We start from the raw sequence: 24,367 nt of genomic DNA, 5'->3' as shown, positions 1-24,367 counted from the left end.
TTTTTGGCTATGCCATTTTAAATTAAAAAAGTTAGAGGATATTCATGGCTTCTTATAATACCAACGATTTTCGTTCAGGTCTTAAAATCATGTTAGATGGCGAGCCAGCCGTCATTACTGAATGTGAATTTGTTAAACCAGGTAAAGGTCAGGCATTTGCTCGTGTGCGTCTGCGTAAACTGATTTCTAACAAATTACTGGAAAAAACATTTAAATCTACTGATTCAGCAGATGGTGCTGATGTCATGGATATCAACTTAACTTACCTGTACAACGACGGTGAGTTCTGGCATTTCATGAACAACGAAACCTTCGAACAATTAGCAGCAGACGAGAAAGCTGTTGGCGAAAATGCTAAATGGCTGATTGACCAAGCTGAGTGTATCGTAACACTGTGGGATGGTCGTCCTATCGCTGTTGTTCCACCAAACTTTGTTGAATTAGAAATCGTTGATACTGATCCAGGCCTGAAAGGTGACACCGCAGGTACAGGTGGTAAACCAGCAACATTAAGCACTGGTGCGGTTGTTAAAGTTCCACTGTTTGTACAAATCGGTGAAGTTATCAAAGTTGATACTCGTTCAGGTGAATACGTATCGCGCGTAAAATAATCGCATAGGTTATTTTACTGAGCGAAACGATAAGCACAATAAATAATTACCGCAGATAATGTTAAATATCTGCGGTATTTTTTTATTTTAATTTATAAATATTGATTAATAGGTAGTATTTTCTTTCTAAAAATTTGAGTGATTTGTATTACTGCATTATTTAATTTTATGTGTTATTATTTTGTTTCTAACTTATTTACCCCTTCATTATTCCTGATGCCAAAATAGAATGTGATATTCAATATTGGAATTGGTAAAAAATAACCATTTTTTTAAAATAAGCGTGTAGGTTGTTTTGGTAAAGACAATCCACAGCAATATTTATTTAAGTTATTTTGACTTTCCTTTAAGAGATATTGAAGAGTATAGATAAAAACATTAATCCTGTAATATTATTGATCTTTATTTTATATTTTAGTTGTACTAGGGAAACCCTTTCAATATAGACATTTACTTTGATATATCTCTTTTATTTTTTTCTTCTTTTCTTTTATTCTGTGATTAATATTAACTAAATTAGGTTTTTTAAATAAAATCTCATATCTTTTCATCTCTCTTTTATTATTAATTTTCTATCCCTAAATAACGATAATTGAATCATTAACTAGATTATTATTTAGTTTAAAATAATCATTTTCGGTTAATGCTTTTAACTCTGAAATAAAATAATTGCTAACACTAAATAAAACTCTATCAAATATTATGGTATTTGAGTAATAACGCCAATTAAGCAGAAAAAATCGATTTTTATCTGTCTCATTTCATTTCTTACACTCTAGTTAAGTGTCAACGTCATTATTGTCGATACGTCATTCTTAGTTCCTTCTTGTGTTTCTATCTTAATGATTTTTATCATAAATAAATTAAATCCTCTCTTGGCATGAAATATGCTTTATCTAAAGAAAAATTGACGACAGTAATGCTGTTAAACGTTTTTCTCGGAGGATGTGGCGAATGAATCGCTTTGTAATTGCAGAGCCACAACGATGCATAGGGTGTAATACCTGTATGGCAGCTTGCTCAGAAGTTCACCAAGCTGTGGGTTTACAGGCGCATCCGCGTCTTACAGTGGTAAAAGTGGAGGATCAGACAGCACCGATGCTTTGTCGGCACTGTGAGGATGCTCCTTGTGCTCGCGTGTGCCCAGTCAATGCCATCACTCATGAAGATAATATGATCTTTCTTAATGAGAGCCTGTGTATTGGCTGTAAGTTGTGTGGTCTAGTTTGTCCTTTTGGTGCAATTACACCATCAGGTAGTAAACCCGTTAACTTACCGGCTGTTTTTGAACACTTTGTGCCTGAAGAAATGTTGGCAGATGTGCCAGCAAGTCTTCCAACAACCAACCCATTCCTTGCATGGAATGCAGGTATCCGCGCAATCGCAGTGAAATGTGATTTATGTGCTTTCTCTGATGAAGGCCCTGCTTGTGTCAACGTATGTCCAACCGATGCATTGCATTTAGTTGAAGAAGACAAACTTGAAGAGCAGATGAAAACGCGTCGCTTAGGCTCTGTGATGGAACCCATTACGAATCTTGACGATTTATCTACTTTGACACAGGAGCGGAAGTAATATGGAACCTCTTCAGTTACTGCTGTGGTCAGTCATCCTGTATGTTGTTGGTGGCGTTATTGCACTGTTTTTAAAAAAACAGGAAGGGTTGGCAATCCTTATTTCAGGGATCAGCGCAATCATTGGTGGTGTCTTAGGTATTTTAAGTGCATTACCGGTTATTTTTGGTGGTGAAATCGCTACTTTTACCGCCGCAGGGCCTTTCGATTTTGCCGCCTTTGTGGTGCGCATGGATATGTTAGGCGCCTTTATGGTGTTCGTCATTTCATTACTGGTCAGCGTGTGTGCGCTTTATTCTCTTGCTTATGTGCAAGAATATAAAGGACGCGGTGCTTGGAGCATGGGATTCTTTATGAATCTGTTTATTGCTTCTATGGTTGGCTTAGTGGTGATGGATAATGCGTTCTACTTTATTATCCTGTTCGAAATGATGTCACTGGCTTCTTGGTTCTTAGTTATTGCTGACCAAGATGACGAATCTATTCACGCAGGTTTACTCTACTTCTTTATTGCTCACGCAGGCTCCGTGTTAATCATGATTGCCTTCTTCTTGATGTGGCGTGAAAGTGGTAGCCTTGATTTTGATTCATTCCGTCAACTCTCACTTTCTCCTGCGATGGCCTCTGTGGTGTTCTTACTGGGCTTCTTTGGTTTTGGTGCCAAAGCCGGTATGTTGCCATTACATAGTTGGTTACCAAAAGCTCACCCTGCAGCACCTTCACATGCATCGGCATTAATGTCAGGTGTAATGGTTAAAATTGGTATCTTCGGGATAATTAAAGTCGGTATCGATTTGTTGGGTGCTACTGAAATGTGGTGGGGAATTGTTGTCCTCGCATTCGGTGCGGTTTCTTCTGTATTGGGTGTTATGTACGCATTAGCAGAGCACGATTTAAAACGTTTACTTGCATGGCATACCGTTGAAAATATCGGCATCATTTTAATGGGTGTTGGTGTCGGTATGGTAGGAATGGCAACAGATCATCCTGTTATTGCCGCACTTGGCCTGTTAGGTGCTTTATATCACTTATTAAACCATGCGGTGTTTAAAGGATTATTATTCCTCGGTGCTGGCGCCATTATTAATCAAATTCACACTCGTGATATGGACAAAATGGGTGGGTTAGCCAAACTGATGCCTTACACTGCAACGGCATTCTTAATTGGTTGTATGGCGATTTCAGCGTTACCACCATTAAACGGTTTTGTTAGTGAATGGTATACCTATCAGTCTCTATTTACGATGAGTAACGAAGGTAACTTTGTGATGCGCTTAAGTGGTCCTATTGCCATTATTATGCTGGCAATTACAGGGGCATTAGCGGCAATGTGTTTCGTTAAAGTCTATGGTGTTAGCTTCTGTGGCGGTCCTCGTAGTGAGCAAGCAACAAAAGCAAAAGAAGTACCACTACCAATGACGATTGCGATGGGTTTATTAGCACTTTTCTGTGTTGTGTTAGGTGTGGGAGCTGCTTTTGTTGCACCAATCATTGCCAATATTGCAATGTCTCTTAGCGAAACCAGCGCATTAACTGTGGCTCAAGGCTCAATGCTTGTTCCTGATACTGCATCACAAGCAATGTTCTCTCCAGCATTAACATTTGTTTTATTAATTGCTCTACCGCTTATCCCATTCCTGATTTACCTCGGCCTAAAAGGCAATCAACCTGCGTTTCGTCGTAAAGGTAATCCTTGGGCGTGTGGTTATGTGTGGGAAAAAGATATGGCAGTGTCAGCAGGTGGCTTTACTCAAGCATTACGCAGCATGTTTGCACCACTTTATCGTATGCGTAAACAACTTGATCCATCTCCATTGCTGTCTCGTGGTTTTAATAAAACACAGCTCGGTGCTGAAAAGGTCGAACCATTCTGGGATGAACGCATTATTTATCCTCTGGTTCGTGGTATCCAACGTTTTGCAAAACGTATCCAATGCCTACAAGGCGGGGATTTCAGACTCTATTGTCTATACGTTGTTGCAGCGCTGGTCATCTTGCTTTTAGTCATCGCAGCGTAAGGAGAGGGACTTATGACTTTCCAAGAAGCACCTACGTTAATGATGGGTATATTCGCACTAATACAAGCACTCTTTTTGTTGGCGATAACCCCATTATGTACAGGTATTTCGCGCACAATTCGCGCCAAGATGCATTCGCGTCAAGGCCCTGGGATTTTGCAAGATTATCGAGATATCTTTAAGTTATTTAAACGTCAATCAGTAGCACCTGAGCAATCTGGCGTGATCTTCCAAGTGATGCCTTATGTATTACTTGGCAGCATGCTGGTGGTTGCAATGGCACTGCCTGTCTTTACCGCAACGTCACTGTTTGCGGGTGCAGCCGATCTTATCGCACTGATTTATCTGTTTGCACTTTATCGTTTCTTCTTCTCTTTATCGGGTCTGGATTCAGGAAGCCCATTTGCTGGTATTGGTGCTAGCCGTGAATTAACTCTGGGTGTGTTAGTAGAGCCTATCTTAGTGTTATCACTGATTGTGGTGGCTTTAATTGTGGGTTCAACCAACGTCGGCACTATTAGTGCAACACTTGCTCAAGGGTGGGTATCACCAACTGCCACACTGTTAGCCTTATTAGCTTGTGCTTTTGCTGCATTTATCGAAATGGGAAAAATGCCATTCGACGTTGCAGAAGCTGAGCAAGAGTTACAAGAAGGACCATTAACTGAATATTCAGGCTCTGGTTTTGCCATGGTGAAACTGGGTCTTGGGTTAAAACAAGTGGTAGTGGCTGAACTGTTCTTAGCCATATTTATTCCTTTTGGTAAAGCAACAGAATTCACCTTTATTGCACTGATCATTGCGTTAGTTTTAATGGCAGTAAAATTGTTAGTGGTGTTTGTATTAGCGTCATTGGTTGAAAACAGTTTAGCGCGTGGTCGCTTCTTACTGACTCACCATGTGACATGGTTAGGATTCGGTGTTGCGGCACTGGCTCTTGTTTTCTATTTAACCGGTCTATAAGGAGCGATGATTACAATGGAAAATATAGCTCTTGCGACCTTACTCATCCCATTTGCGGGGGCGTTGATTACGTCCTTAATGCCAAATCGGATGGCGAAGTGGTTATGTACACTGTTCGCTTTATTAGCCACATTAGGAACGGTTGTTTTAGGTTGGCAGTTCCTCGCTGAAGGTAAAGTCGATACCACAATTACGCTAGTACAATATGGCGATGTTGCGCTCTTTGGTTTTACCATTGATCGTGTCAGTACATTGATTGCTTTCGCTGTTGTGTTCTTAGGATTGTTGGTGAGTTTTTACTCCACTGGCTATCTAACCAATGGCAACCGCGAGCATCCACATGATGGTACTCGTCGCTATTATGCCTTCTTGTTGATTTTTATTGGTGCAATGGCGGGGTTAGTCCTTTCATCGACTATTCTGGGGCAACTCCTGTTTTTCGAAATCACCGGGGGATGTTCTTGGGGATTAATCGGTTACTACCAATCTGAAAAATCGCTCCGTTCAGCAATGAAAGCGTTGTTGATCACTCACGTTGCTTCAATCGGTCTTTATCTCGCAGCTGCAACTCTGTTTGTGAGTACGGGGACATTTGAATTAACCGCAATTGCAACCTTAGATGAGCCAACCAAACTGATTGTGTTTGGTGGAATTCTCTTTGCTGCTTGGGGTAAATCAGCGCAATTACCACTGCAAGCTTGGTTACCTGATGCGATGGAAGCACCAACTCCTGTGAGTGCTTACTTACACGCCGCGTCAATGGTAAAAGTCGGTGTTTACATCTTTGCTCGTGCGATTATGTCAGCAGATGGTGATGTTCCTCACCTTATTGGTTGGGTGGGTATTACCATGGCGGTTATCACGTTGATTTATGGCTTTATGATGTATCTGCCACAAAAAGATATGAAACGCTTGTTAGCATGGTCAACTATCACTCAGCTCTCTTATATCTTCCTTGCATTATCTATTTCAATCTTTGGACCGCGCGAAGCGTTTGAAGGTGGTATTGCTTATATCTTTAACCATGCCTTCGCTAAAAGTTTGTTCTTCTTAGTTGCTGGTGCATTGAGTTATAGCTGTGGTACTCGTATGTTGCCGCGCTTAAAAGGGTTAATTAATAAATATCCATTATTGGGTGTGGGTTTCTGTGTTGCTGCGCTGGCAATCGCAGGTGTTCCACCAATGAATGGCTTCTTTAGTAAATTCCCAATTTTTGCCGCAGGTTTTGAACTGTCGAGTGTTTTCTGGGTGATGACACCAATTATGGTGCTAGTACTGATTGAATCTGTTGCTAGCTTCACTTGGTTTATCTACTGGTTTGGTCGTGTCGTTCCTGGCAAACCAAGTACAGAAGTTGAGGAAGGACAGCCTGTTCCTATGGCAATGCAAATTGTAATTGGAATACTGATTATTATGTCCTTTGCATCCAGTGTTATCGCAGTCACTTGGCTAGGATAAGGGAGATAAATCATGACTGGAGCACTTATCGTAAACAATCTGGCGGGGTTAATGATGATCACCTCGCTACTGGTAATTGGCGCGAAAAAGCCAATTGCATCCTGTTGGTTCTATGCATTGCAATCTTTCGTTTTAGTGATGATTTTCGTCACTTTAGCCAATACATTAGATGCACACCAACTCACACTTTGGGCCATTACCGCTTTCTTCACTAAAGTTCTGCTTGTGCCACTTATTCTAGGATTTGCATTCCGTAAGTTATCCGATCCTAGTGCGAATGCTGGCGTTATCAGCCCAGCAATATTAATGCTGCTAGCCGCAGTGATTGTGGTCTTAAGCTGGTTCGTCGTTGAGCCAATTCAAATACCAATGGTCGTTGATTTGAAACCTGCACTCGCAGTTTCTCTGGGACATTTTATGTTGGGTCTGCTGTGTATCGTGACTCAGCGAAATATCCTAAAACAAGCTTTTGGTTATTGTTTAATGGAAAACGGCTCTCACTTAACACTGGCATTATTGGCGTGGAGAGCACCAGAACTGGTCGAAATCGGGATCGCCACTGACGCCATCTTCGCTGTGATTGTGATGGCAGTGTTGGCTCGTAAGATTTACTGCACGCTCAACACACTGAACGTGGATCAACTGACCGCGCTGAAGGGGTGAGGAGATGAACCAAACAACCATGTTAACGATTTTAATGTTTTCACCGTTGGTATTTTCAATACTGGCGTTTCTAAGTCCGTTATTAAAAGCCGGTGCGCGCCCTATTGTGACGGGTATTCATGCTATTGGTATCACCGTATTGTTAATCGCTGCATTAGGGACTGTGGCAGATGTCATGTCTCATGGCGAAATATTGGCTGCTGCTAATTGGGTTCATGTGGATAGCCTCGGCGCATTATTTCTCGCTATCTTAGGTATTATCGGCTTTTTAACGGGGCTTTATTCTATTGGCTATATGAATCATGAAGTGGATGAGGGCGAAATCTCAGTACGCACTTTGTGTAATTACTATGGTTTCTTCCACCTCTTTTTGTTCACCATGTTATTGGCAATCACCAGTAATAACTTGATCTTAATGTGGGCGGCAATTGAAGCAACAACCTTAAGCTCTGCATTCTTAGTCGGAATTTATGGTCAACGTTCTTCTTTGGAAGCTGCGTGGAAGTACATCATCATTTGTAGTGTGGGTGTGGCGTTTGGTCTTTTCGGGACTATTTTGGTTTATGCCAATGCCGCAAGCTTTATGCCTGATCCAGATCAGGCGATCTTCTGGACTGAAGTGTTGAAATATACAGACCAGTTAGATCCAACATTGATGCATTTAGCTTTTGTCTTTATTTTAATCGGTTTCGGTACCAAAACGGGTTTATTCCCAATGCACGCATGGTTACCAGATGCACACAGTGAAGCACCAAGTCCTGTCAGTGCGTTGTTATCAGCGGTTTTACTGAATTGTGCGCTGTTAATCATCATTCGTTACTACATCATTATTGATGCGGCAATTGGTACTGAGTTTACACGTAACTTATTGTTAATCTTTGGTTTCCTCTCTGTTGCTATCGCGGCGTTCTTTATTCTTATTCAGCGTGATATGAAACGTCTTTTAGCGTATTCCAGTGTGGAAAACATGGGATTAATTGCCGTCGCATTAGGGATTGGCGGACCAATTGGTATTTTGGCTGCTTTATTCCACACCTTAAACCACAGCTTAGCGAAAGCACTGTTGTTCTGTGGTTCAGGTAACGTGTTATTGAAATATGGTACTCGTGATTTAAATGTCGTGAAAGGCATGTTTAAAGTGATGCCATTAAGTGCAGCCCTTTTTGCTGGTGGTGCTTTAGCGCTAGGTGGTATGCCGCCTTTCAATGTCTTTATTAGTGAATTTATGATTGTTGTGGCAGGTTTAGCTTCTCAGCACATTGGCTTAACTATCCTACTATTATTGTTATTGACCGTAGTATTAGGTGGTCTAGTTCGTATGGTGGCTAAAACTGTCTTTGGTCCAAAACCTGATGTTGTTGCTAAAGGTGAACTGGGAATTTTAACCACATTACCAATGGTCATTCTGATTGCACTTATGCTGTTAATGGGAACTCACATTCCTAAGCCTGTCAGCGAGCTGTTAGAAAATGCCGCTAATATCGTGATGAATATTGATAAAAGTGAGTCACCTACTTATGCATGGCCAACGGCTTTAATCAGCAATCCATCCACATCGGTTCAGGAGATGTAACGTGAGCTACCAAAATTATGTCAGTAGAAAAGAGGGAAAAGAACTAGGCGGAGATTACGTTGCCAAGGTTCGTGAGAAATTCCCATCAGCCGTTCTTGATGAAGAGCGACAAACCGCTGATCAATTGACGATAACAGTAAAAACGGAATCACTCCCTGAAGTGGTGGAATATCTGTATTACGGCTTAGGCGGTTGGTTACCTGTTTTATTCGGTAATGACGAACGTAGTTTAAACGGGGACTATGCTGTTTATTACGCATTATCAATGGAAGAGGGTGAAAAATGCTGGGTTGTTGTAAAAGCCCATGTTAGCCCAATCACTTTAGAGTTTCCGTCAGTGACACCGCGTGTACCAGCCGCAGTGTGGGGTGAACGTGAAATCCGTGATATGTATGGTCTTATCCCTGTTGGTTTACCTGATGAACGTCGTTTAGTGCTTCCAGATGACTGGCCTGAAGAGATGTATCCACTGCGTAAAGATGCGATGGATTATCGCCAACGTCCAGCACCCTCAACTGAAGTTGAAACTTATCCCTTCTTGAACGAAGGTAAGCAAGATGCACGCGTTGTGCCAATTGGTCCAATGCACATTACTTCGGATGAACCAGGACACTTCCGCTTATTTGTAGACGGTGAAAACATTGTCGATGCCGATTACCGCATGTTCTATGTTCATCGTGGTATGGAAAAACTGGCAGAAACCCGTATGGGTTATAACGAAGTGACATTCTTATCAGACCGCGTGTGTGGTATCTGTGGTTTTACTCACAGTGTGGCGTATGTGACTTCTGTTGAAAATGCGTTAGGCATTGAAGTACCACGTCGTGCGCATACTATTCGTTCTATCTTATTAGAAGTTGAACGTCTTCATAGCCATTTATTAAACATTGGTTTAGCTAGTCACTTTACAGGCTTTGATACTGGCTTTATGCAATTTTTCCGTATTCGTGAAAAATCAATGCAGATTGCAGAGATGCTCACCGGTGCGCGTAAAACGTATGGCTTGAACTTAATTGGGGGTATTCGTCGCGATATCTTAAAAGATCAGCGTCTGAAGACTATCCAACTTGTTAGAGAAATGCGCAAAGAAGTCACTGAATTAGTGGATATATTGCTATCAGCGCCGAATATGGAACAACGTACTGTTGGTGTTGGTATCTTAGATAAGAAAGTGGCTCGTGATTTTAGCCCAGTAGGTCCAATGATAAGAGCGAGTGGTTTTAAACGTGACGTGCGTTTTGACCACCCATTTGCAGATTATGGCAATCTTCCACTGACGCTCTTTAGTTATGAAGGTGGCGACGTATTTTCCCGTGTGATGGTACGTATTAAAGAAGTCTTGGATTCAATGGCAATGATTGAATATGCCTTAGATAACTTGCCAGAAGGTCCATTATTAACCGAAGGCTTTACTTATCAGCCATATAAATTTGCTCTGGGCTTTACTGAAGCACCACGCGGTGAAGATGTTCACTGGAGTATGTTGGGTGATAACCAAAAATTATTCCGCTGGCGTTGCCGTGCTGCAACTTATGCTAACTGGCCAGTATTACGTTATATGTTGCAAGGAAATACCGTCTCTGATGCGCCGTTAATTATCGGTAGTCTTGACCCTTGTTATTCCTGTACTGACAGGGTAACGCTCGTCGATGTGAAAAAACGTAAATCTAAAACAGTTTCTTATAAAGAAATTGAACGTTACAGCATCGAACGTAAAAATTCGCCGCTCAAGTGAGGGAATGAACGATGTTAAAATTGTTTAAAACCATAATCAAAACAGGCGAAGCAACGACCAAATATCCGTTTAAGCCTCTGGATTTACCTGATGGTTTCAGAGGAAAGCCTGAATATGATGCACAGCAATGCATTGTCTGTGGTGCCTGCACCTCAGCATGTCCTGCTAATGCGTTAACGATGGAAACGAATTTGGAAACAGGCGAGCGTCATTGGCAATTATTCATTGGTCGCTGTATTTATTGCGGTCGTTGTGAAGAAGTTTGCCCAACAAGAGCGATTGTTTTATCCGATATGTTTGAAACGGCAGTGACTAAAAAGTCAGATCTTTATATTAAAGGCACTTTTAAATTATTGAATTGCCGTGAATGCCATCAACCATTTACGCCTAGAAAATCAGTTGAATATGCGATGGAACTATTAGTGCAATCAGGCTGGGATGAGCAAACCGTAGAAGCGATGCGCCCACAATTTGAAACTTGCCCTGAATGTAAGCGTAAACATAACTTGTTATCTGATGGTCGTGAAAATATTAGTGTGGGCGAAATTGGGAGTACAATAAAATGAGTCTACCAGAAATTCCCATTAATCATCATGTTAGCCAGCCTATCACCCTTGATGATCAGGTTAAAAAGCTAAAGCAGACATTGTTGAAAGATATTCAGCGTTCAGCTTATGTTTATCGTGTTGACTGTGGTGGTTGTAATGGTTGTGAGATTGAAATTTTCTCCGCAATTACACCGGTTTTTGATGCTGAACGTTTTGGTATCAAAGTGGTAGCCTCGCCTCGTCACGCTGATATTTTATTATTCACTGGCGCAGTAACGCGCCAGATGCGTGTTCCTGCATTACGTGCTTATGAATCAGCGCCTGATCCAAAAATCTGTATCTCTTATGGCGCTTGTGGCTGTGGTGGTGGGATTTTCCACGATCTTTATTGTGTATGGGGTGGTAGTGAATCTATCGTGCCTATTGATGTGTGGATCCCAGGTTGTCCTCCAACACCTGCGGCGACGATTTATGGATTTGCTGTTGCACTGGGCTTGTTAGACCAAAAATTAAAAGGCGAATCGCACATTGAAGTAGAGAATGAAAAAGCCTCTCTAATTCTGCCTTCGATTCCTTTAGATGCTCGCGTGATGATTGAGCGTGAAGCGCGCCGTCTTGCTGGCTATTATCAGGGAAGACAAATCAGTGATCATTTCCTCACCTTATTAGAAGGCGCTACTATTCAGGAAGTCAGCGGACGTGTAGATGAATGGCTACGACAAGCGAATGATCCTCGTTTATCTGAGATTGTAAAACGCCTTGTTTATTCATTAAGCCAAGGGGGGATTTATGCCTGATGATGCTAACGTTTACTTTTGGTCATTAAGACAAAAGTTTGTTGATAGCGATGATGATATTCCTGCGGAAGCGCAACAGGTCATGTATTACTCACTCGCGATTGGTCACCATGTGGGTATGATTGATTGCTTAAAAACAGAGCTAGTCTGCCCTTTAGAAAAATATAAAGCATGGATTGACTTATTACCTGAAGGTGAAGCCAAACGCAAAATGCAAGGATTGCTAACATTTGGCGAAATCAATATTAACTCTGAGCATACTCACTTATTAGCGTTAGCATTTGATCCTATTATCAAAAATGAAGATCCCATTTTTAGTGAGTGGAGTCAAACGCTGATTAAATTACTGGGTGAGATCCACGCAGAGCCTGCTATTTATTTGATTGTGAAGAGAAAGCCATGAGTAAAGCAATGACAGCACCTAAAGTGGTATTAACAGTCGGCAACAGTATGATGGGCGATGATGGTGCAGGCCCTCTGCTTGCTGAGTTAATGGAAGCAAACCCTATTGATGGATGGATTGTTATCAACGGAGGAAGTGCGCCTGAAAATGTCTCTTATCAAGTAAGAGAGTTACAACCTCAATGTGTTGTCATTGTTGATGCCGCAGATATTGGTTTAAACCCTGGTGAGATTAGGGTGATAGATCCTGACTACATAGCGGAAATGTTTATTATGAGCACTCATAATATGCCGCTGAATTTTCTTATCGATCAATTAAAAGATGATATTCCAGATATTACTTTCTTAGGGATACAACCCGATCTCGTTGGTTTTTATTATCCAATGACCGAAGCGGTAAAAAATGCCGTTGATGAAGTGTATCAAGGGATCAAGTCTTGGAGAGTTGATTACTTTCCAGCGCTTGAAGTCTGCGATGAAGAAGATATTGAAGAATAAAAGTACAACAAGTATCCACCGATTTTTGATATAAATAAAAAAGAAAAACATCCGCTTTGCGGATGTTTTTCATTAATGAGTGATATAAGTGTCATTAGTTATAAAAAAAGTGTTTTTTGTAACTTATATTACGCATTGTTATTGCTGTGCTCTTTTAGTAATGAAAATAAGACATGAGGAGAAAAAGGGATCAGTCCAATCTTTAATCCAAATGGTTTAAATGCTTTATTAATAATGTCAGCAGAATAATTACCTTTGTCATTTTCTATTTCTGATAGTGTCTTGCGTGAAATATTAATAAGTTTTGCATAGCGTTCTTGGTTTAAACTTAATATTTTTATTCTTAATATTTTTAATGCCTCTCCTTGGCTTATTTCTCCAAATAACAACTGAGACATGATCTGATTAATCACTTCTTTTCTGTCCACGGTTGCAACAGATTGACGTGTTTTAGATACTCTAGCCGGAGATTTGCTTATTTGGATTTTATTTTTGACATTACTCATGATAGTAATCCCCAGCGTTCTAGTTTATTAGGTATAAAATCAAAACCAAATGAAGGCATTGTGAGGATTTGTATTGGCACACCTCTTACCTCTAATCTTTCTTTTAACGTAATGAGTTGTAAGGCGGTTTCTTTTAGCGCGTTAATTAACTGTTCTTGTGGTATTAAATCAGATAAAGAATTTGCGATATTAATAAAATTATACTCTCCTCCCATTTCACTTTGTGAATGCCATTTTGTTGTTCTAGCAATACCTTCAGGATCAGCCTTCATCGGTGCAAAGTCATAGATAGGGGCAAGATAAATTGAGTTATTGTTTCTTATAAAAGAAGTATTTCGACCATGGTTATCACTATTACCAAAAATGATATTCAATAAATCTCGCCTTACCCATTCAATAATAAAATCGTTTGTATCAAATTGAAAATCAAATTGGGTGACCATATTACTTTGATTAATTTTATCAATTAATTCTCTGATCACTGTTTCATGATATAGAGTTGTGCCTGGTGCTTTATTCAATATGGAATAGACAGATTCTATAGCTAAACGAATAACTTTATGATTTTCTCTTTTGATATCAAAACGAGGAAGCCATAAAGAAGGGTAATTATTTCCTTCTTCTAGACGCATACCTTCAATAGAAATAGTATTGAAACCCATTGCAGTAAGTTCATGATAAAAATGATATTCTGTTCTTAAAATATCACAATCTATACTTGAACGTTTTCCTCTCGGAAATTTAACTAAGTAATATTTATCATGGTTAGATATATCATCTTGATAAGTATCAATCCAAACTTCTTCATTATCACTGCATCTTAATAACAATTTCGGAGCTTCGCCTCCGGCACCTGTTGCACCACCAGCGGCTGCGCCTTTACGTTGTGCGTAATCTAGAAAATCGCTGGCTCTATTTTTGACATCATCAATAGTAAAAACAAGGTGTTCATTTAAGTTAGAAGGGGCTGGCAGTGATTCTTTTACACGTAAGTTACCAATAGGTGAAATAGTACCATGATAAAGTAATTCATAGTTTTGTTGTTCTACAGTCAAATTCGAAATATCAAGATATTGAACCCAATATCTCCGACTTGCTCCACTAGGTACAATATCATCTAAAAATTTAAGCCAACTTGGAGAGCCATTATCATCAAAATAAAGGGCAACAGGATGATTAATAGAAACAGAGTGGTTGTCGTCTTGATACAGGTAATCCACTGAATAATTTGTTTCATACTCTAATTCAGTGATTGGATAGGTAATATCATACTTGCTTGCATATAATGTGCGATCATGATCAGGAAAGTTAATAATAGCAATATCTCTCCATTCTTGATCAAGGAATGCTTGTAATGTTACTTTTTCCATATTGATTGCCTTATAAATACAATGAGTGATATTTCACTCATTAAAACATAAAAATGAGTTTTTTGTAACTTATATTACGCATTGTTAAATTGAATGCCTGCTAATAACATTTATTCTCCACGCTAACCTTAATTTTCCCTTTAGTTATCTCTTTTAAAAAACAAACCACCTTAACCCTTTCTTCATAAGAGATAAAAAGAAGTTAATTATACTTATCTTCATTAAATATCATTTTCACCTTTAGTTAGTTAAAAATTAAGTTTTCATTAAGAATGAATTAAGGGTAATTAACTCTGTGAATTACTCTGTTTGCTTGTTTTCAATACTAACTATTTAAGGAGAAATTCTTTTCTTAGCTAAGAATATAAAAGGTGGGTTATGTCTTCTTCTATACCTCAACTGAGTATCGTCGTCGCCATTTATAATGGTGAGAGATTTTTATCTCAATTTTTCAATGGATTACAATCTATTAAATTAAATGATTGGGAACTCATTTTAGTTAATGATGGCTCTAGAGATAATTCACTTAAAATATTGCAAAAATGGAAAGAAAGATTTCCTCGAGTCACTATTATTGATCAGGAAAACCAAGGTGTATCTGTTGCTCGTAATGTTGGATTTAATATTTCAAAAGGTCAATATATTGTTTTTCCTGATATTGATGATGTAATTCATCCTAATATGTATGACAGAATGCTTAATGTAGCTAAAGATGATAATTTGGATATTTTAACCTGTAATGGTAATTATGTTTATACAGATGGGCGTCCTTCACGACCTATATTTCCATCTAATCGCTTGCAGACAACGGGCGTTTTAACGGGGCCGCAATGGCTAGAAATTGCATTAAACTCTAAAAAATTCTTACATGTGACTTGGCTAAATATTTATCGTCGTGAATTTTTACTTGATCATGGTTATTATTTTGAACCAGGTTTACATCATCAAGATATTCCGTGGACAACTGAAGTGTTATTAACAGCGCGACGGGTTAAATATATCGATGAACGCTATTACGATTACTTGATTCATTCCGGATCGGTTTCTCATGCAACACCTAATGACAGTATTCATGTTAGAACAATTCATAATTACATGAAAATATTAGAAATGCTTGATGCTATTAATCAAAAACATAAGAAAGTGGCTCAAAATATTAATGCGTGTTATTGGCAAATCGCAAAAGAGGGTTTGGGAATTATTCACTCAATTGTTGCTATTCAATCTATTGAAATTAAAAAACAAATCATTAAAGAATTTTTTGATAGAGGGATATGGACGCTGATCTGGAAAAATGCGAAAGATCTAAGATTACGTTGGCGTTTAGGTCGACGCTATTTTAAATTAAAAAGAATATTAAATTCATGATCACAAGAGGGCACAATAATGTGCCTTTTTTATTTTCAATGTATATTAAATAAAAGGAAATAATCTAATTTCGTTAAAAATTCATTTTATTTCGTTTTGCGCTCACTAATAAATTCAATGATAAATATATAACTTATTTATTAGAAAAATACTGTGCACTTGCTAGAATTTTGCCATAATGAGTATTACTCCTTAATAAAAGTTTATGTAAAATCAATAAACTGGCGAATATTATTCGAGTAGTTGAATAAAAAAACTTATTATGATGTCACAGGTTTAGCCTTTATCTGCATCAAGTTGCAGAGCATCACAATTACCATTGTTATTTATCTTGCTTCAGCCTCTTCATCTTATTTAGATAGAGATTGATGATAAGTCGTATCTAAAAAATCGGAGAATGTTTTATGTCTATTCGGTTTGGTTGGCGTCAATCATTAGCAACCTTAACTTGCTTAGCCGCGTTAAGCGTCCCTTTTGCTGCATCTGCTCAAACGTTAAAATTAGCTATTGGTGAAGAGCCAACAGAAGGCTTCGACCCAATGCTGGGCTGGAGTCATGGCAGTTATTTACTTCTCCATAGTCCATTGTTAAAGCAAAATGCGGATCTCTCTTGGTATAGCAATATGTTAAGTGACTATCAACCAAGTGAAGATGGTAAAACATGGAAATTAACGTTAAAGCGAGATTTAAAATTCTCTGATGGCTTACCGCTTACAGCAAAAGATATCGTATTTACTTATAACAATGCGGCTGCCAGTGGCGGTAAAGTTGATATGGGTAACTTCCTCTTTGCAAAAGCAGATGATGATTTGCATGTCACTATCACGCTAAAAGCACCACAAAGTACTTTCGTAAACGTGCTCGGCTCTTTAGGTATTGTTTCTGCCGATAAGTATGATGAAAAAACCTACGCACAAAAGCCAATTGGTGCAGGTCCTTATCGCATGGTCAGTTTCCAACCAGGTCAGCAATTAATTGTTGAAGCAAACCCTTACTATGCGGGACAGAAAAATGATTTTGAAAAATTGATTTTCGTTTTTCTTGATGAAGATGCCGCTTTTGCTGCTGCGCAAAGTGGGCAATTAGGTATTGTGCGTATTCCACCCGCAACGGCTGCAATTGCTAAGAATTTACCAAATACTAAATTGTGGGAAAGACCAAGTGTTGAAAATCGCGGTATTGTTTTCCCAATGGTAAAATCAGGTGAGAAAAACGCCCAAGGCTATGATATTGGTAATGATATCACCGCTGATATCGCTATTCGTAAAGCCATTAACTACGCGCTAGATCGTAAGTTGCTTTCAGAACAAGTCCTTGATGGTTATGCCGTTCCTGCATATACCGGCGTAAAAGGTTTACCTTGGGATCAAACCGAAGCTGCCTTCAAAGATGGTGATATTGTAAAAGCAAAACAAATTCTTGAAGATGCAGGCTGGAAGCTGAATAAAAATGGTATTCGTGAAAAAGACGGTTTAGAAGCAAAACTCACTTTATGGTATACCAGCGGTGATGCAACACGTCGTGATTTAGCTGAGTCAATTCGTGCGTTAGTGCAACCTCTTGGTATTCAAATGGATCTTAAATCAGGAAGTTGGGATACAGTAGAGCGCTATATGCACTCAAATCCAACTTTATTTGGTTGGGGTAGCCTTGATCCGATGGAGTTATATCATCACTACAGTGCTAATGCCGCGGGTGTTGGTTATTATAACCCAGGTTATTACAAAAACCCTGAAGTCGAAAAACATCTACAAGCCGCGCTTGATGCTCATACATGGCAAGAAGCCGTTCCTCATTGGAAAGCGGTAGAGTGGGATGGTAAAAACGGTGTGGGTGTAAAAGGTGATGCTGCTTGGGCTTGGCTGATGAATGTGCAACACACTTACTTAACTAATCCTTGTGTTGATCTGGGTACAGGAACACCTGAAATCCATGGTTCATGGTCATTATTAAATAGCGTAGATACTTGGAAGTGGACTTGTCAGTAATACGTCAAAGTGCAGGTTTTTTCCTGCGATTACTCTGCCTGCTGTTGGTGACAACAGCAGGTGTTTTTATTTTATTAAGTTTTTCACCAATCGATCCCATTAAGGCTTATATCGGTAGTGATCTACTGAATGTTCCTCCTGAACAATATCCTTTAATTGCAGCGCGTTGGGGAATTGACCAACCTTTATGGATGCGATTTTGGCTTTGGTTTAGCCAAATCATTCAAGGGGATTTTGGCTATTCTATGTTGTATAACATGCCTGTTATTGATGTTATTCGTGAACGTGCAGGGCCTTCGTTTATTTTGCTTTTTTCAGCGTGGGTATTTTCCGGTGTTATTGGTGTTGCGATGGGATTAGTCGCGGGTCGATACCTTAATCGCTGGCCAGATAGAATTATCTCTACTTTATCTTATTTATTAGCCGCGTTACCGACATTCTGGGTAGGATTACTGTTGTTATCTCTGTTTTCTGTCACTTTACATTGGGCGCCAATTTGTTGTGCGTGGCCAATGGGAAGTAGTGCCGAGACCGCAACGTTAAGCCAGCGTTTTTCTCATCTTATCTTACCTATGATTGCGCTTGGTTTATTAGGAACAGGGAATATCGCACTGCATACTCGGGCTAAAGTTGCGGAAGTAATGGGGAGTGAGTTTATCCATTTTGCTAAAGCGCAAGGTGATAAAGGTTGGGCTATGATGATATTTCATGTTCTACGTCATGCCATTACGCCTGCACTTTGCTTACAGTTTGCATCCATTGGTGAACTGCTCGGTGGCTCTCTCTTAGCAGAGAAAGTATTTGCTTATCCGGGATTAGGACAGGCAACCGTTGATGCGGGGTTACGAGGTGATATTCCTCTGTTAATGGGTATTGTGGTTTTCAGCACTATTTTGATTTTCTTCGGTAATAGCATTTCTAACGGTCTATTACGGCGTATTAATAAAGGAATTTTGCGAGACTCATGATTTACGATCCGAACAAGCCATTGTTGCGACTTTTGTTAGTTACCCTCGCGTTAATTGGGTTAGTGGCGTATGGCTTTTCTGTTTCTCATACTGATATCGCAATGGATTTTCTGGCTAGGAATCAAGCCCCATCAGGTCAATATTGGTTTGGGACGGATAACTTAGGTCGTTCATTATGGCTACGTTGTTTTCAAGGCATGTTAAGTAGCTTAAATATTGGTGTAACAAGTGCGGTTGTGAGTGGCACGATTGCGTTGATTTTTGCGGGAATTTCTTCCATTAATCGCTATTGCGATTTTTTTGTAAGAGGTGTTGTTGATGCGCTCTTAGCTCTACCTCATTTATTACTGCTGATTTTGATCTGTTTTACGTTAGGTGGTGGGCAACAAGGGGTGATTTGGGCAGTGGCATTAACTCACTGGCCTAAACTTGCATTGATTTTACGAGGTGAAATACAGCGTATCCGTGAAGCGGATTATGTGATGTTATCGCGTCGTATTGGCAATTCACCTTTTGAGTGCGTAAAAAAACACTATATTCCAATGCTATTACCTCAGTGGATCGTGGGAACCTTGTTAATGTTCCCTCATGCAGTATTGCATAGCGCAGCGTTAAGTTTCCTCGGTTTTGGTCAGGCTGCGCATGAACCTTCACTCGGCTTATTACTGGCAGATGCACTACGCTATTTAAGTACTGGCTCTTGGTGGATGGTGGTGTTTCCGGGGTTAATTTTGATGTGCTTAGTATTGATTTTCGATCAATTTGCTAAAGCAATGCAGCAATTATGGCTAAGAGGGGCAGGATGTTAAGTTTTGAACAGCTTTCCATTGATATCGCACAGTTTCGTTGGTTAGGAAAACGAAATTGGCAGCCGTTGCTAAAATCAATCTCATTGGATATTAAACCCGGAAAGATGCTGGCATTAGTGGGCGGCAGTGGTGAAGGTAAAAGTCTGTTATTACAAAGTGCGCTAGGACTTTTGCCTGCCAATATGCGAGTTCGTGGCGCGATTAAACTGAATGGGCATACATTAAGTGAACGAGAGCTTATTGCTTATCGTGGCAATACTTTTTGTTATATTCCACAAGGCGTCAGTGCTCTCAATCCATTGATCTGTATCGGTGAGCAGCTTAGCCGTTCTGCGCGTTTAAGTGGTGCTGATATCACAACCGAAGATATTGTCGAGCAGCTTGGGCTTTACCATCTTTCTAGCTCATTAGTAAAAACCTATCCAGCAAAACTGTCTGGTGGAATGGCAAAACGAGTATTAGCCTGTAATGCAACACTCTCTAATGCACAATATATTTTGGCTGATGAAATCACCTCGTGGCTTGATGATGAACATGCGTGTTTGTTATTAGGGCATTTAAGAGCGTTATGCAATCAAGGTAAATCAGTGCTTTGGGTTACACATGATTTAGCTTTAGCTGCACGGTTTGCGGATACGATAGCGGTGCTTAATCAGGGAGAGGTTAACGAAATTATTCCCGCTAATGTGCTTAATCGTCATGAAGGTAGTGAGTGGTTGAAGACACTCTGGAGTGCATTACCTGAACAACAATTTATAAATACAAAAGAAACATCACTTAACCCATTATAATATTGTGTTCTTAAGTCTTATTTTTATACATTTCATCTGTTATTTCTGGAGTTATCTTTATGCCACTTTTAGAGTTAAAACAATTATCTGTGGAACAAGCAGGTAAGGTGTTATGGCAAGATCTCTCCTTTTCGTTAAATGCGGGAGACCGACTTGGTATTTCAGCGCCAAGTGGCACAGGAAAAACAACCTTAGGTCGTGTTTTAGCACAGTGGCAAGCACCCACTCAAGGTTCAATTCTTGTTAATGGCAACCCATTGCCTAAAAAGGGTTATTGCCCCATTCAATTAGTTCCTCAACATCCTGATAAGTGTTTTAATCCTTTTCGAACAACAGGGGATAGCCTCCGAGATGCTTGGACGCCTGATGAAAGTTGGTTTGAGAAATTACGGATAAAGCAAGAGTGGTTAACGCGTAGGCCTAATGAATTATCGGGTGGAGAGCTGGCGCGTATTGCTTTATTAAGAGCGTTAGATCCTCGCACTCAAATATTGATTGCGGATGAAGTAACGGCACAATTGGATGCCCAAATTCAAGCTGAAATTTGGAAAGTTTTAATTGATGAAAGCCAAAAAAGACCTTTAAGCTTGATTATCTTTAGTCACAATAAGGCGTTACTTGAAAAAGTCTCGACTAAAGTGTGGTGGGTTGATACGGAAAAAAGTATTTCTACTATTAAAAATAACGGACTATCTTAATCCGTTAGTGAAAAAAATGGCTTCCTATATTTTTATAGGAAGCCAAATATTACTGCTAAACGTAACAATATGGAATTAGAAACGATAGGTGTAGTTAATACCAAATTGCATATCGTGATTGCGATACGTGGTCATTTCCCAATTTGCTTTAGTACCAATAGATGAGTGTTTATCCACTTGATACGTTAATCCAATATGAGCAAATGGGCGTTGTTTTAACTGCTTTTTATTTTCTGAATAATCAATATCCTGTTGACCTAAATAATCAATATGGCTACGAAAATCACCTTGATGATGTGATAGGTTCCATAATAAACCCGCTTTGGTGTTTAGTATGAAAGATGAACCCAATAAATGATCCATGCCTAATCCCATTTTGGCTAACAATGAGTGTGCGTTAAGCGCATCATAGTGTACGGCAAATTGTGCATTTTGAGTTTCACTATAAGCTGAACGTGAGATTTGATTAAAAGTAAGCCCAGCAAAGGGTGTCAGTAATAAATCATCGTTTATTGAATAAGGGTAGTAACCTTGTAACTCAATGTGATAACCAGAAATCTTAGCATTACCTTTACCCGCTTCAGTATCTTCTAATACCAGTCTTTCGATAGAAACTTTTCGATTTAAATAAGCCCCTTTTAATGACAGATGTAATGCATTGTTATTTAATTCTGCATTGAGTGATGGCATTAAATCTAGGCTAAAACCAATTAAAGGTAATGCATAACCTTGATATTGATACCCTTTAGGTAATGAGGAATAGACATCAGTATCAATGGCAAGTCCGACAACGAATGGAATAGCGTTGATATCAAAACGATAAGCACCACTTAATCCCGTTTGTGTTGCATTGGCTTTATTTATGTTTTGGTAGTGTGCAAAGCCACTAATACAGGCTTTTTCAGTACCCACAGAACAAGTTGCTGAAGCTAAATGGCGCAGCTGTCCTTGTTGCATATCCATCAGTTTATAACCGTTTTCAGCCATTAATTGCATTGATTTAGAAGTATTTTCAATGTCGATAGGTTTGCTGATAACGATCGATGGTTTTGTGTTTTCTTTCTCTTTGGCCTTTTCTTTAGTGCGTTGTGCAAGTTCATCTTCTACAGAGATAGTGTTTTCAATATTTTTATCTATCTCAACATTAGTATTTTCTTGGCGTTGTTTCTCTTCTTGTTCAAGGCGCTTAGCTTCTGCTTGTTCTTGGCGTTTAGCCTCTTCTTGTCGCTGTTTCTCTGCGAGTTCTTGGCGTTTAGCTTCTTCTTGTCGCTGTTTCTCTGCGAGTTCTTGACGCTTAGCTTCTTCTTGGCGTTGTTTCTCTGCTAGTTCAAGGCGCTTAGCTTCTTCTTGGCGTTGTTTCTCTGCTTGTTCTTGGCGTTGTTTCTCTGCGAGTTCTTGGCGTTTAGCCTCTTCTTGTCGCAGTGTTTCTTCATCGATAATTTGTTTATCTTCTTTTGTATTATTTATTTTCCATGCGACAAGTTTCCATTTATTATCTCCATCTTGTGCAACACCAAAAATAGAATGACCATCTCTAGACAATGAGTGGGCTTCGGATTCATTATCAGCATTTCCTAGACCTTGTAATGAAATCATTTCGTTCTTATTATAAAAATAAGCAAAGCCATTTCTCAGATTTTCTGATTCAATATCACTATTTTCATCGTTGTATTCTTTTACAAAATTCTTTCTTTTTTTATTATTTTCTGACCAACCAACAATAATGTTACCATCACGAGAAATATCGGTTGCTTCGGAGTTGTAATTTTCGTTTTTAGTGAATGCTTGAGGTGTTATTATTTTATTTAATTTTGCATCATAGACGAATGCTTTACGTAACAGTTTGATATCTTTGCCAATAACATTATCAATACCATAATCAATAGCTACTTTTTCGGTTAACATTGTCTCTAACCAACCAATGGCTATATTGTTATCAGAAAAAGCATTTATTTTTGATGAACCATAACCATAAGTAGTTTTTCGAATAATATTTAACTTATTTTTTTTTCTATCATAAACATAACCTAATCTTATTCTTTTTATTACCTCGTAAGCTAATGCACCAGTTTTCTCTATTTCTTCAATATCTTTTTCAGTTAGTTTTAAATCTTTTCCATCCTTTAAACTGGGTATTATTTTCTCTAATTTTTTCCATTGAGCCGGAAAGCGTGGATTACCTTTTCTGTCTAGTGAACCATATAGAAAATGACCATCTGCTGATACTCCCATAATATCAGGACTTTGATCTTCGATTATGTTATCACGATCATATTCATCTTGTTGATTATCTTTTAAAAAATCGAGAGTTTGATAAGCTTTAAATTTCTCTTTTTCTTGATGATCTTTTAGTGCGCTATTTTCAAGTTCAGAAAGTAATATCTTTGTTTTATTATTAAGATCATAAATAAAAAATGTTCTTTTTTTAAAAGGAACATAAGTTTTCTCTCTATCATTATCTCTTGAATAAAGACTGAATAAACCGTCATGAGTAGTGAAATAATGATTGTCTATATCATCAATAGTTACAATTTCTTTTGATTGTGTATCATAGATGAAAAAAACATTTTCTTTGTCATCTGTTTTTCCATAACCTGTCGCAAATTGTCCATTATCTGATAAAGACAAAAAATTTATTCTGTGCAAGTTGTCTATTTTTATTTCTTCAAAGCTCGCTCCAGAATTGTAGCTAATAAGATTTCTTTTTCTTTTACTTAAAATTTTATCTTTACCATCAAGGATTATATCTGTAATAATTAGAGTGTTTTTCTGATTTAAAAAATGAGGTAAATCTCTATCGGAAAACGTACCATGTAAATGTCTATTATTACCTAAGTTTAAATTATTACGATTAATCTCCTGAAATTTAAATTCAATGTCATTTGTTTCTATTAATGGTGATGGACTATTTAAAGCGTAGCTATATGTAGAATTAATTATTATTGAAGCAATAATTGATAGTTTTAGTTTTTTTTTATTCATAAGCATAAATTGTATTCCATTTATATTGGCAGGTTTTTTTGAAGACT

At 38.8% G+C, this 24,367-nt stretch carries 21 protein-coding genes; 18 read left to right on the top strand and 3 right to left on the bottom strand.

Annotation, left to right across the window (positions count from 1 at the left end):
* Nucleotides 1-44: 44 nt before the first annotated feature.
* The 12 genes from efp (at nucleotide 45) to hycI (ending at nucleotide 12,840) form a co-directional block, all read left to right on the top strand.
* Entirely contained in the window at nucleotides 45-611 is a 567-nt protein-coding gene (gene efp / locus ABN212_RS03690) for an elongation factor P (RefSeq protein ID WP_088494539.1), read from the top strand.
* A gap of 954 nt (nucleotides 612-1,565) precedes the next feature.
* A complete protein-coding gene (locus tag ABN212_RS03685; RefSeq protein ID WP_198621036.1) occupies nucleotides 1,566-2,186 on the top strand; it encodes a 4Fe-4S dicluster domain-containing protein in 621 nt (206 codons plus the stop codon).
* Nucleotide 2,187: 1 nt separating this feature from the next.
* A complete protein-coding gene (gene hyfB / locus ABN212_RS03680) occupies nucleotides 2,188-4,203 on the top strand; it encodes a hydrogenase 4 subunit B (protein WP_349442891.1) in 2,016 nt (671 codons plus the stop codon).
* Nucleotides 4,204-4,215: 12 nt separating this feature from the next.
* On the top strand, nucleotides 4,216-5,166 hold the full coding sequence (locus ABN212_RS03675; RefSeq protein ID WP_006536164.1) for a respiratory chain complex I subunit 1 family protein: 951 nt from the start codon (nucleotides 4,216-4,218) through the stop codon (nucleotides 5,164-5,166).
* A 6-nt stretch (nucleotides 5,167-5,172) separates the two neighbouring features.
* On the top strand, nucleotides 5,173-6,624 hold the full coding sequence (locus ABN212_RS03670; RefSeq protein WP_109374268.1) for a hydrogenase 4 subunit D: 1,452 nt from the start codon (nucleotides 5,173-5,175) through the stop codon (nucleotides 6,622-6,624).
* A gap of 12 nt (nucleotides 6,625-6,636) precedes the next feature.
* On the top strand, nucleotides 6,637-7,287 hold the full coding sequence (gene hyfE / locus ABN212_RS03665) for a hydrogenase 4 membrane subunit (RefSeq protein WP_349442889.1): 651 nt from the start codon (nucleotides 6,637-6,639) through the stop codon (nucleotides 7,285-7,287).
* Nucleotides 7,288-7,291: 4 nt separating this feature from the next.
* Nucleotides 7,292-8,860, top strand: coding sequence for a hydrogenase 4 subunit F (locus ABN212_RS03660; protein WP_198621038.1), 1,569 nt, complete (start codon nucleotides 7,292-7,294; stop codon nucleotides 8,858-8,860).
* Between the two features lies 1 nt (nucleotide 8,861).
* Nucleotides 8,862-10,595, top strand: coding sequence for an NADH-quinone oxidoreductase subunit C (locus ABN212_RS03655; protein WP_109374271.1), 1,734 nt, complete (start codon nucleotides 8,862-8,864; stop codon nucleotides 10,593-10,595).
* A gap of 11 nt (nucleotides 10,596-10,606) precedes the next feature.
* Nucleotides 10,607-11,161 (top strand): hydrogenase 4 subunit H, encoded by a 555-nt coding sequence (gene hyfH / locus ABN212_RS03650; protein ID WP_151436131.1) that lies wholly within the window; start codon nucleotides 10,607-10,609, stop codon nucleotides 11,159-11,161.
* A complete protein-coding gene (locus ABN212_RS03645) occupies nucleotides 11,158-11,940 on the top strand; it encodes an NADH-quinone oxidoreductase subunit B family protein (RefSeq protein WP_072064386.1) in 783 nt (260 codons plus the stop codon). The genes hyfH and ABN212_RS03645 overlap by 4 nt, the downstream gene beginning before the upstream one ends.
* Nucleotides 11,933-12,343 carry a formate hydrogenlyase maturation HycH family protein gene (locus ABN212_RS03640; RefSeq protein WP_198621039.1) on the top strand — a complete coding sequence of 137 codons (411 nt, stop codon included), beginning with the start codon at nucleotides 11,933-11,935 and terminating at the stop codon, nucleotides 12,341-12,343. Before ABN212_RS03645 ends, ABN212_RS03640 begins: the two co-directional genes overlap by 8 nt.
* The gene (gene hycI, locus ABN212_RS03635) at nucleotides 12,340-12,840 is read left to right on the top strand and encodes a hydrogenase maturation peptidase HycI (protein WP_198621040.1); all 501 of its coding nucleotides are present in this window, start codon (nucleotides 12,340-12,342) and stop codon (nucleotides 12,838-12,840) included. The genes ABN212_RS03640 and hycI overlap by 4 nt, the downstream gene beginning before the upstream one ends.
* 128 nt (nucleotides 12,841-12,968) lie before the next feature.
* On the opposite strand, the gene ABN212_RS03630 is transcribed toward hycI, so the two are convergent.
* Nucleotides 12,969-13,346: a helix-turn-helix transcriptional regulator gene (locus ABN212_RS03630; protein ID WP_196532870.1), complete on the bottom strand. Its 378-nt coding sequence runs from the start codon at nucleotides 13,344-13,346 to the stop codon at nucleotides 12,969-12,971.
* Nucleotides 13,343-14,716: a type II toxin-antitoxin system HipA family toxin gene (locus ABN212_RS03625; protein ID WP_198626237.1), complete on the bottom strand. Its 1,374-nt coding sequence runs from the start codon at nucleotides 14,714-14,716 to the stop codon at nucleotides 13,343-13,345. The genes ABN212_RS03630 and ABN212_RS03625 overlap by 4 nt, the downstream gene beginning before the upstream one ends.
* A gap of 378 nt (nucleotides 14,717-15,094) precedes the next feature.
* On the opposite strand from ABN212_RS03625, the gene ABN212_RS03620 reads away from it, so the two are divergent.
* The 6 genes from ABN212_RS03620 to ABN212_RS03595 all read left to right on the top strand — a co-directional run bounded on the left by ABN212_RS03620 (nucleotide 15,095) and on the right by ABN212_RS03595 (nucleotide 21,338).
* Nucleotides 15,095-16,084 carry a glycosyltransferase gene (locus ABN212_RS03620; RefSeq protein WP_198621042.1) on the top strand — a complete coding sequence of 330 codons (990 nt, stop codon included), beginning with the start codon at nucleotides 15,095-15,097 and terminating at the stop codon, nucleotides 16,082-16,084.
* Nucleotides 16,085-16,488: 404 nt separating this feature from the next.
* A complete protein-coding gene (locus ABN212_RS03615) occupies nucleotides 16,489-18,072 on the top strand; it encodes an ABC transporter substrate-binding protein (RefSeq protein WP_349442887.1) in 1,584 nt (527 codons plus the stop codon).
* Nucleotides 18,057-19,040 carry an ABC transporter permease gene (locus ABN212_RS03610; RefSeq protein WP_409281887.1) on the top strand — a complete coding sequence of 328 codons (984 nt, stop codon included), beginning with the start codon at nucleotides 18,057-18,059 and terminating at the stop codon, nucleotides 19,038-19,040. Before ABN212_RS03615 ends, ABN212_RS03610 begins: the two co-directional genes overlap by 16 nt.
* Nucleotides 19,037-19,849 (top strand): ABC transporter permease, encoded by an 813-nt coding sequence (locus tag ABN212_RS03605; protein WP_198626234.1) that lies wholly within the window; start codon nucleotides 19,037-19,039, stop codon nucleotides 19,847-19,849. The genes ABN212_RS03610 and ABN212_RS03605 overlap by 4 nt, the downstream gene beginning before the upstream one ends.
* Complete coding sequence (locus tag ABN212_RS03600; RefSeq protein ID WP_198621045.1) at nucleotides 19,843-20,640, top strand: ATP-binding cassette domain-containing protein; 798 nt, start codon at nucleotides 19,843-19,845, stop codon at nucleotides 20,638-20,640. Before ABN212_RS03605 ends, ABN212_RS03600 begins: the two co-directional genes overlap by 7 nt.
* 59 nt (nucleotides 20,641-20,699) lie before the next feature.
* Nucleotides 20,700-21,338, top strand: coding sequence for an ATP-binding cassette domain-containing protein (locus tag ABN212_RS03595; RefSeq protein ID WP_198626233.1), 639 nt, complete (start codon nucleotides 20,700-20,702; stop codon nucleotides 21,336-21,338).
* Between the two features lie 75 nt (nucleotides 21,339-21,413).
* On the opposite strand, the gene ABN212_RS03590 is transcribed toward ABN212_RS03595, so the two are convergent.
* Nucleotides 21,414-24,320, bottom strand: a complete 2,907-nt coding sequence (locus ABN212_RS03590) for an autotransporter domain-containing protein (RefSeq protein WP_349442885.1) — start codon at nucleotides 24,318-24,320, stop codon at nucleotides 21,414-21,416.
* Nucleotides 24,321-24,367 lie beyond the last annotated feature (47 nt).

The sequence above is a fragment of the Proteus genomosp. 6 genome (assembly GCF_040139785.1).
Lineage (GTDB): Bacteria > Pseudomonadota > Gammaproteobacteria > Enterobacterales > Enterobacteriaceae > Proteus.
This window is presented reverse-complemented; position numbering and strand designations above follow the sequence as displayed.

Excerpts from the sequence above, each read along its gene's own strand:
- ABN212_RS03630 (WP_196532870.1), bottom strand. The coding sequence starts at position 13,346 with ATGAGTAATGTCAAAAATAAAATCCAAATAAGCAAATCTCCGGCTAGA.
- ABN212_RS03605 (WP_198626234.1), top strand. The coding sequence starts at position 19,037 with ATGATTTACGATCCGAACAAGCCATTGTTGCGACTTTTGTTAGTTACC.
- ABN212_RS03660 (WP_198621038.1), top strand. The coding sequence starts at position 7,292 with ATGAACCAAACAACCATGTTAACGATTTTAATGTTTTCACCGTTGGTA.
- ABN212_RS03625 (WP_198626237.1), bottom strand. The coding sequence starts at position 14,716 with ATGGAAAAAGTAACATTACAAGCATTCCTTGATCAAGAATGGAGAGAT.
- hyfH (WP_151436131.1), top strand. The coding sequence starts at position 10,607 with ATGTTAAAATTGTTTAAAACCATAATCAAAACAGGCGAAGCAACGACC.
- ABN212_RS03675 (WP_006536164.1), top strand. The coding sequence starts at position 4,216 with ATGACTTTCCAAGAAGCACCTACGTTAATGATGGGTATATTCGCACTA.
- ABN212_RS03670 (WP_109374268.1), top strand. The coding sequence starts at position 5,173 with ATGATTACAATGGAAAATATAGCTCTTGCGACCTTACTCATCCCATTT.
- ABN212_RS03685 (WP_198621036.1), top strand. The coding sequence starts at position 1,566 with ATGAATCGCTTTGTAATTGCAGAGCCACAACGATGCATAGGGTGTAAT.
- ABN212_RS03595 (WP_198626233.1), top strand. The coding sequence starts at position 20,700 with ATGCCACTTTTAGAGTTAAAACAATTATCTGTGGAACAAGCAGGTAAG.
- hyfB (WP_349442891.1), top strand. The coding sequence starts at position 2,188 with ATGGAACCTCTTCAGTTACTGCTGTGGTCAGTCATCCTGTATGTTGTT.
- ABN212_RS03620 (WP_198621042.1), top strand. The coding sequence starts at position 15,095 with ATGTCTTCTTCTATACCTCAACTGAGTATCGTCGTCGCCATTTATAAT.
- hyfE (WP_349442889.1), top strand. The coding sequence starts at position 6,637 with ATGACTGGAGCACTTATCGTAAACAATCTGGCGGGGTTAATGATGATC.
- ABN212_RS03645 (WP_072064386.1), top strand. The coding sequence starts at position 11,158 with ATGAGTCTACCAGAAATTCCCATTAATCATCATGTTAGCCAGCCTATC.
- ABN212_RS03615 (WP_349442887.1), top strand. The coding sequence starts at position 16,489 with ATGTCTATTCGGTTTGGTTGGCGTCAATCATTAGCAACCTTAACTTGC.
- ABN212_RS03590 (WP_349442885.1), bottom strand. The coding sequence starts at position 24,320 with ATGAATAAAAAAAAACTAAAACTATCAATTATTGCTTCAATAATAATT.
- efp (WP_088494539.1), top strand. The coding sequence starts at position 45 with ATGGCTTCTTATAATACCAACGATTTTCGTTCAGGTCTTAAAATCATG.
- ABN212_RS03640 (WP_198621039.1), top strand. The coding sequence starts at position 11,933 with ATGCCTGATGATGCTAACGTTTACTTTTGGTCATTAAGACAAAAGTTT.
- ABN212_RS03600 (WP_198621045.1), top strand. The coding sequence starts at position 19,843 with ATGTTAAGTTTTGAACAGCTTTCCATTGATATCGCACAGTTTCGTTGG.
- hycI (WP_198621040.1), top strand. The coding sequence starts at position 12,340 with ATGAGTAAAGCAATGACAGCACCTAAAGTGGTATTAACAGTCGGCAAC.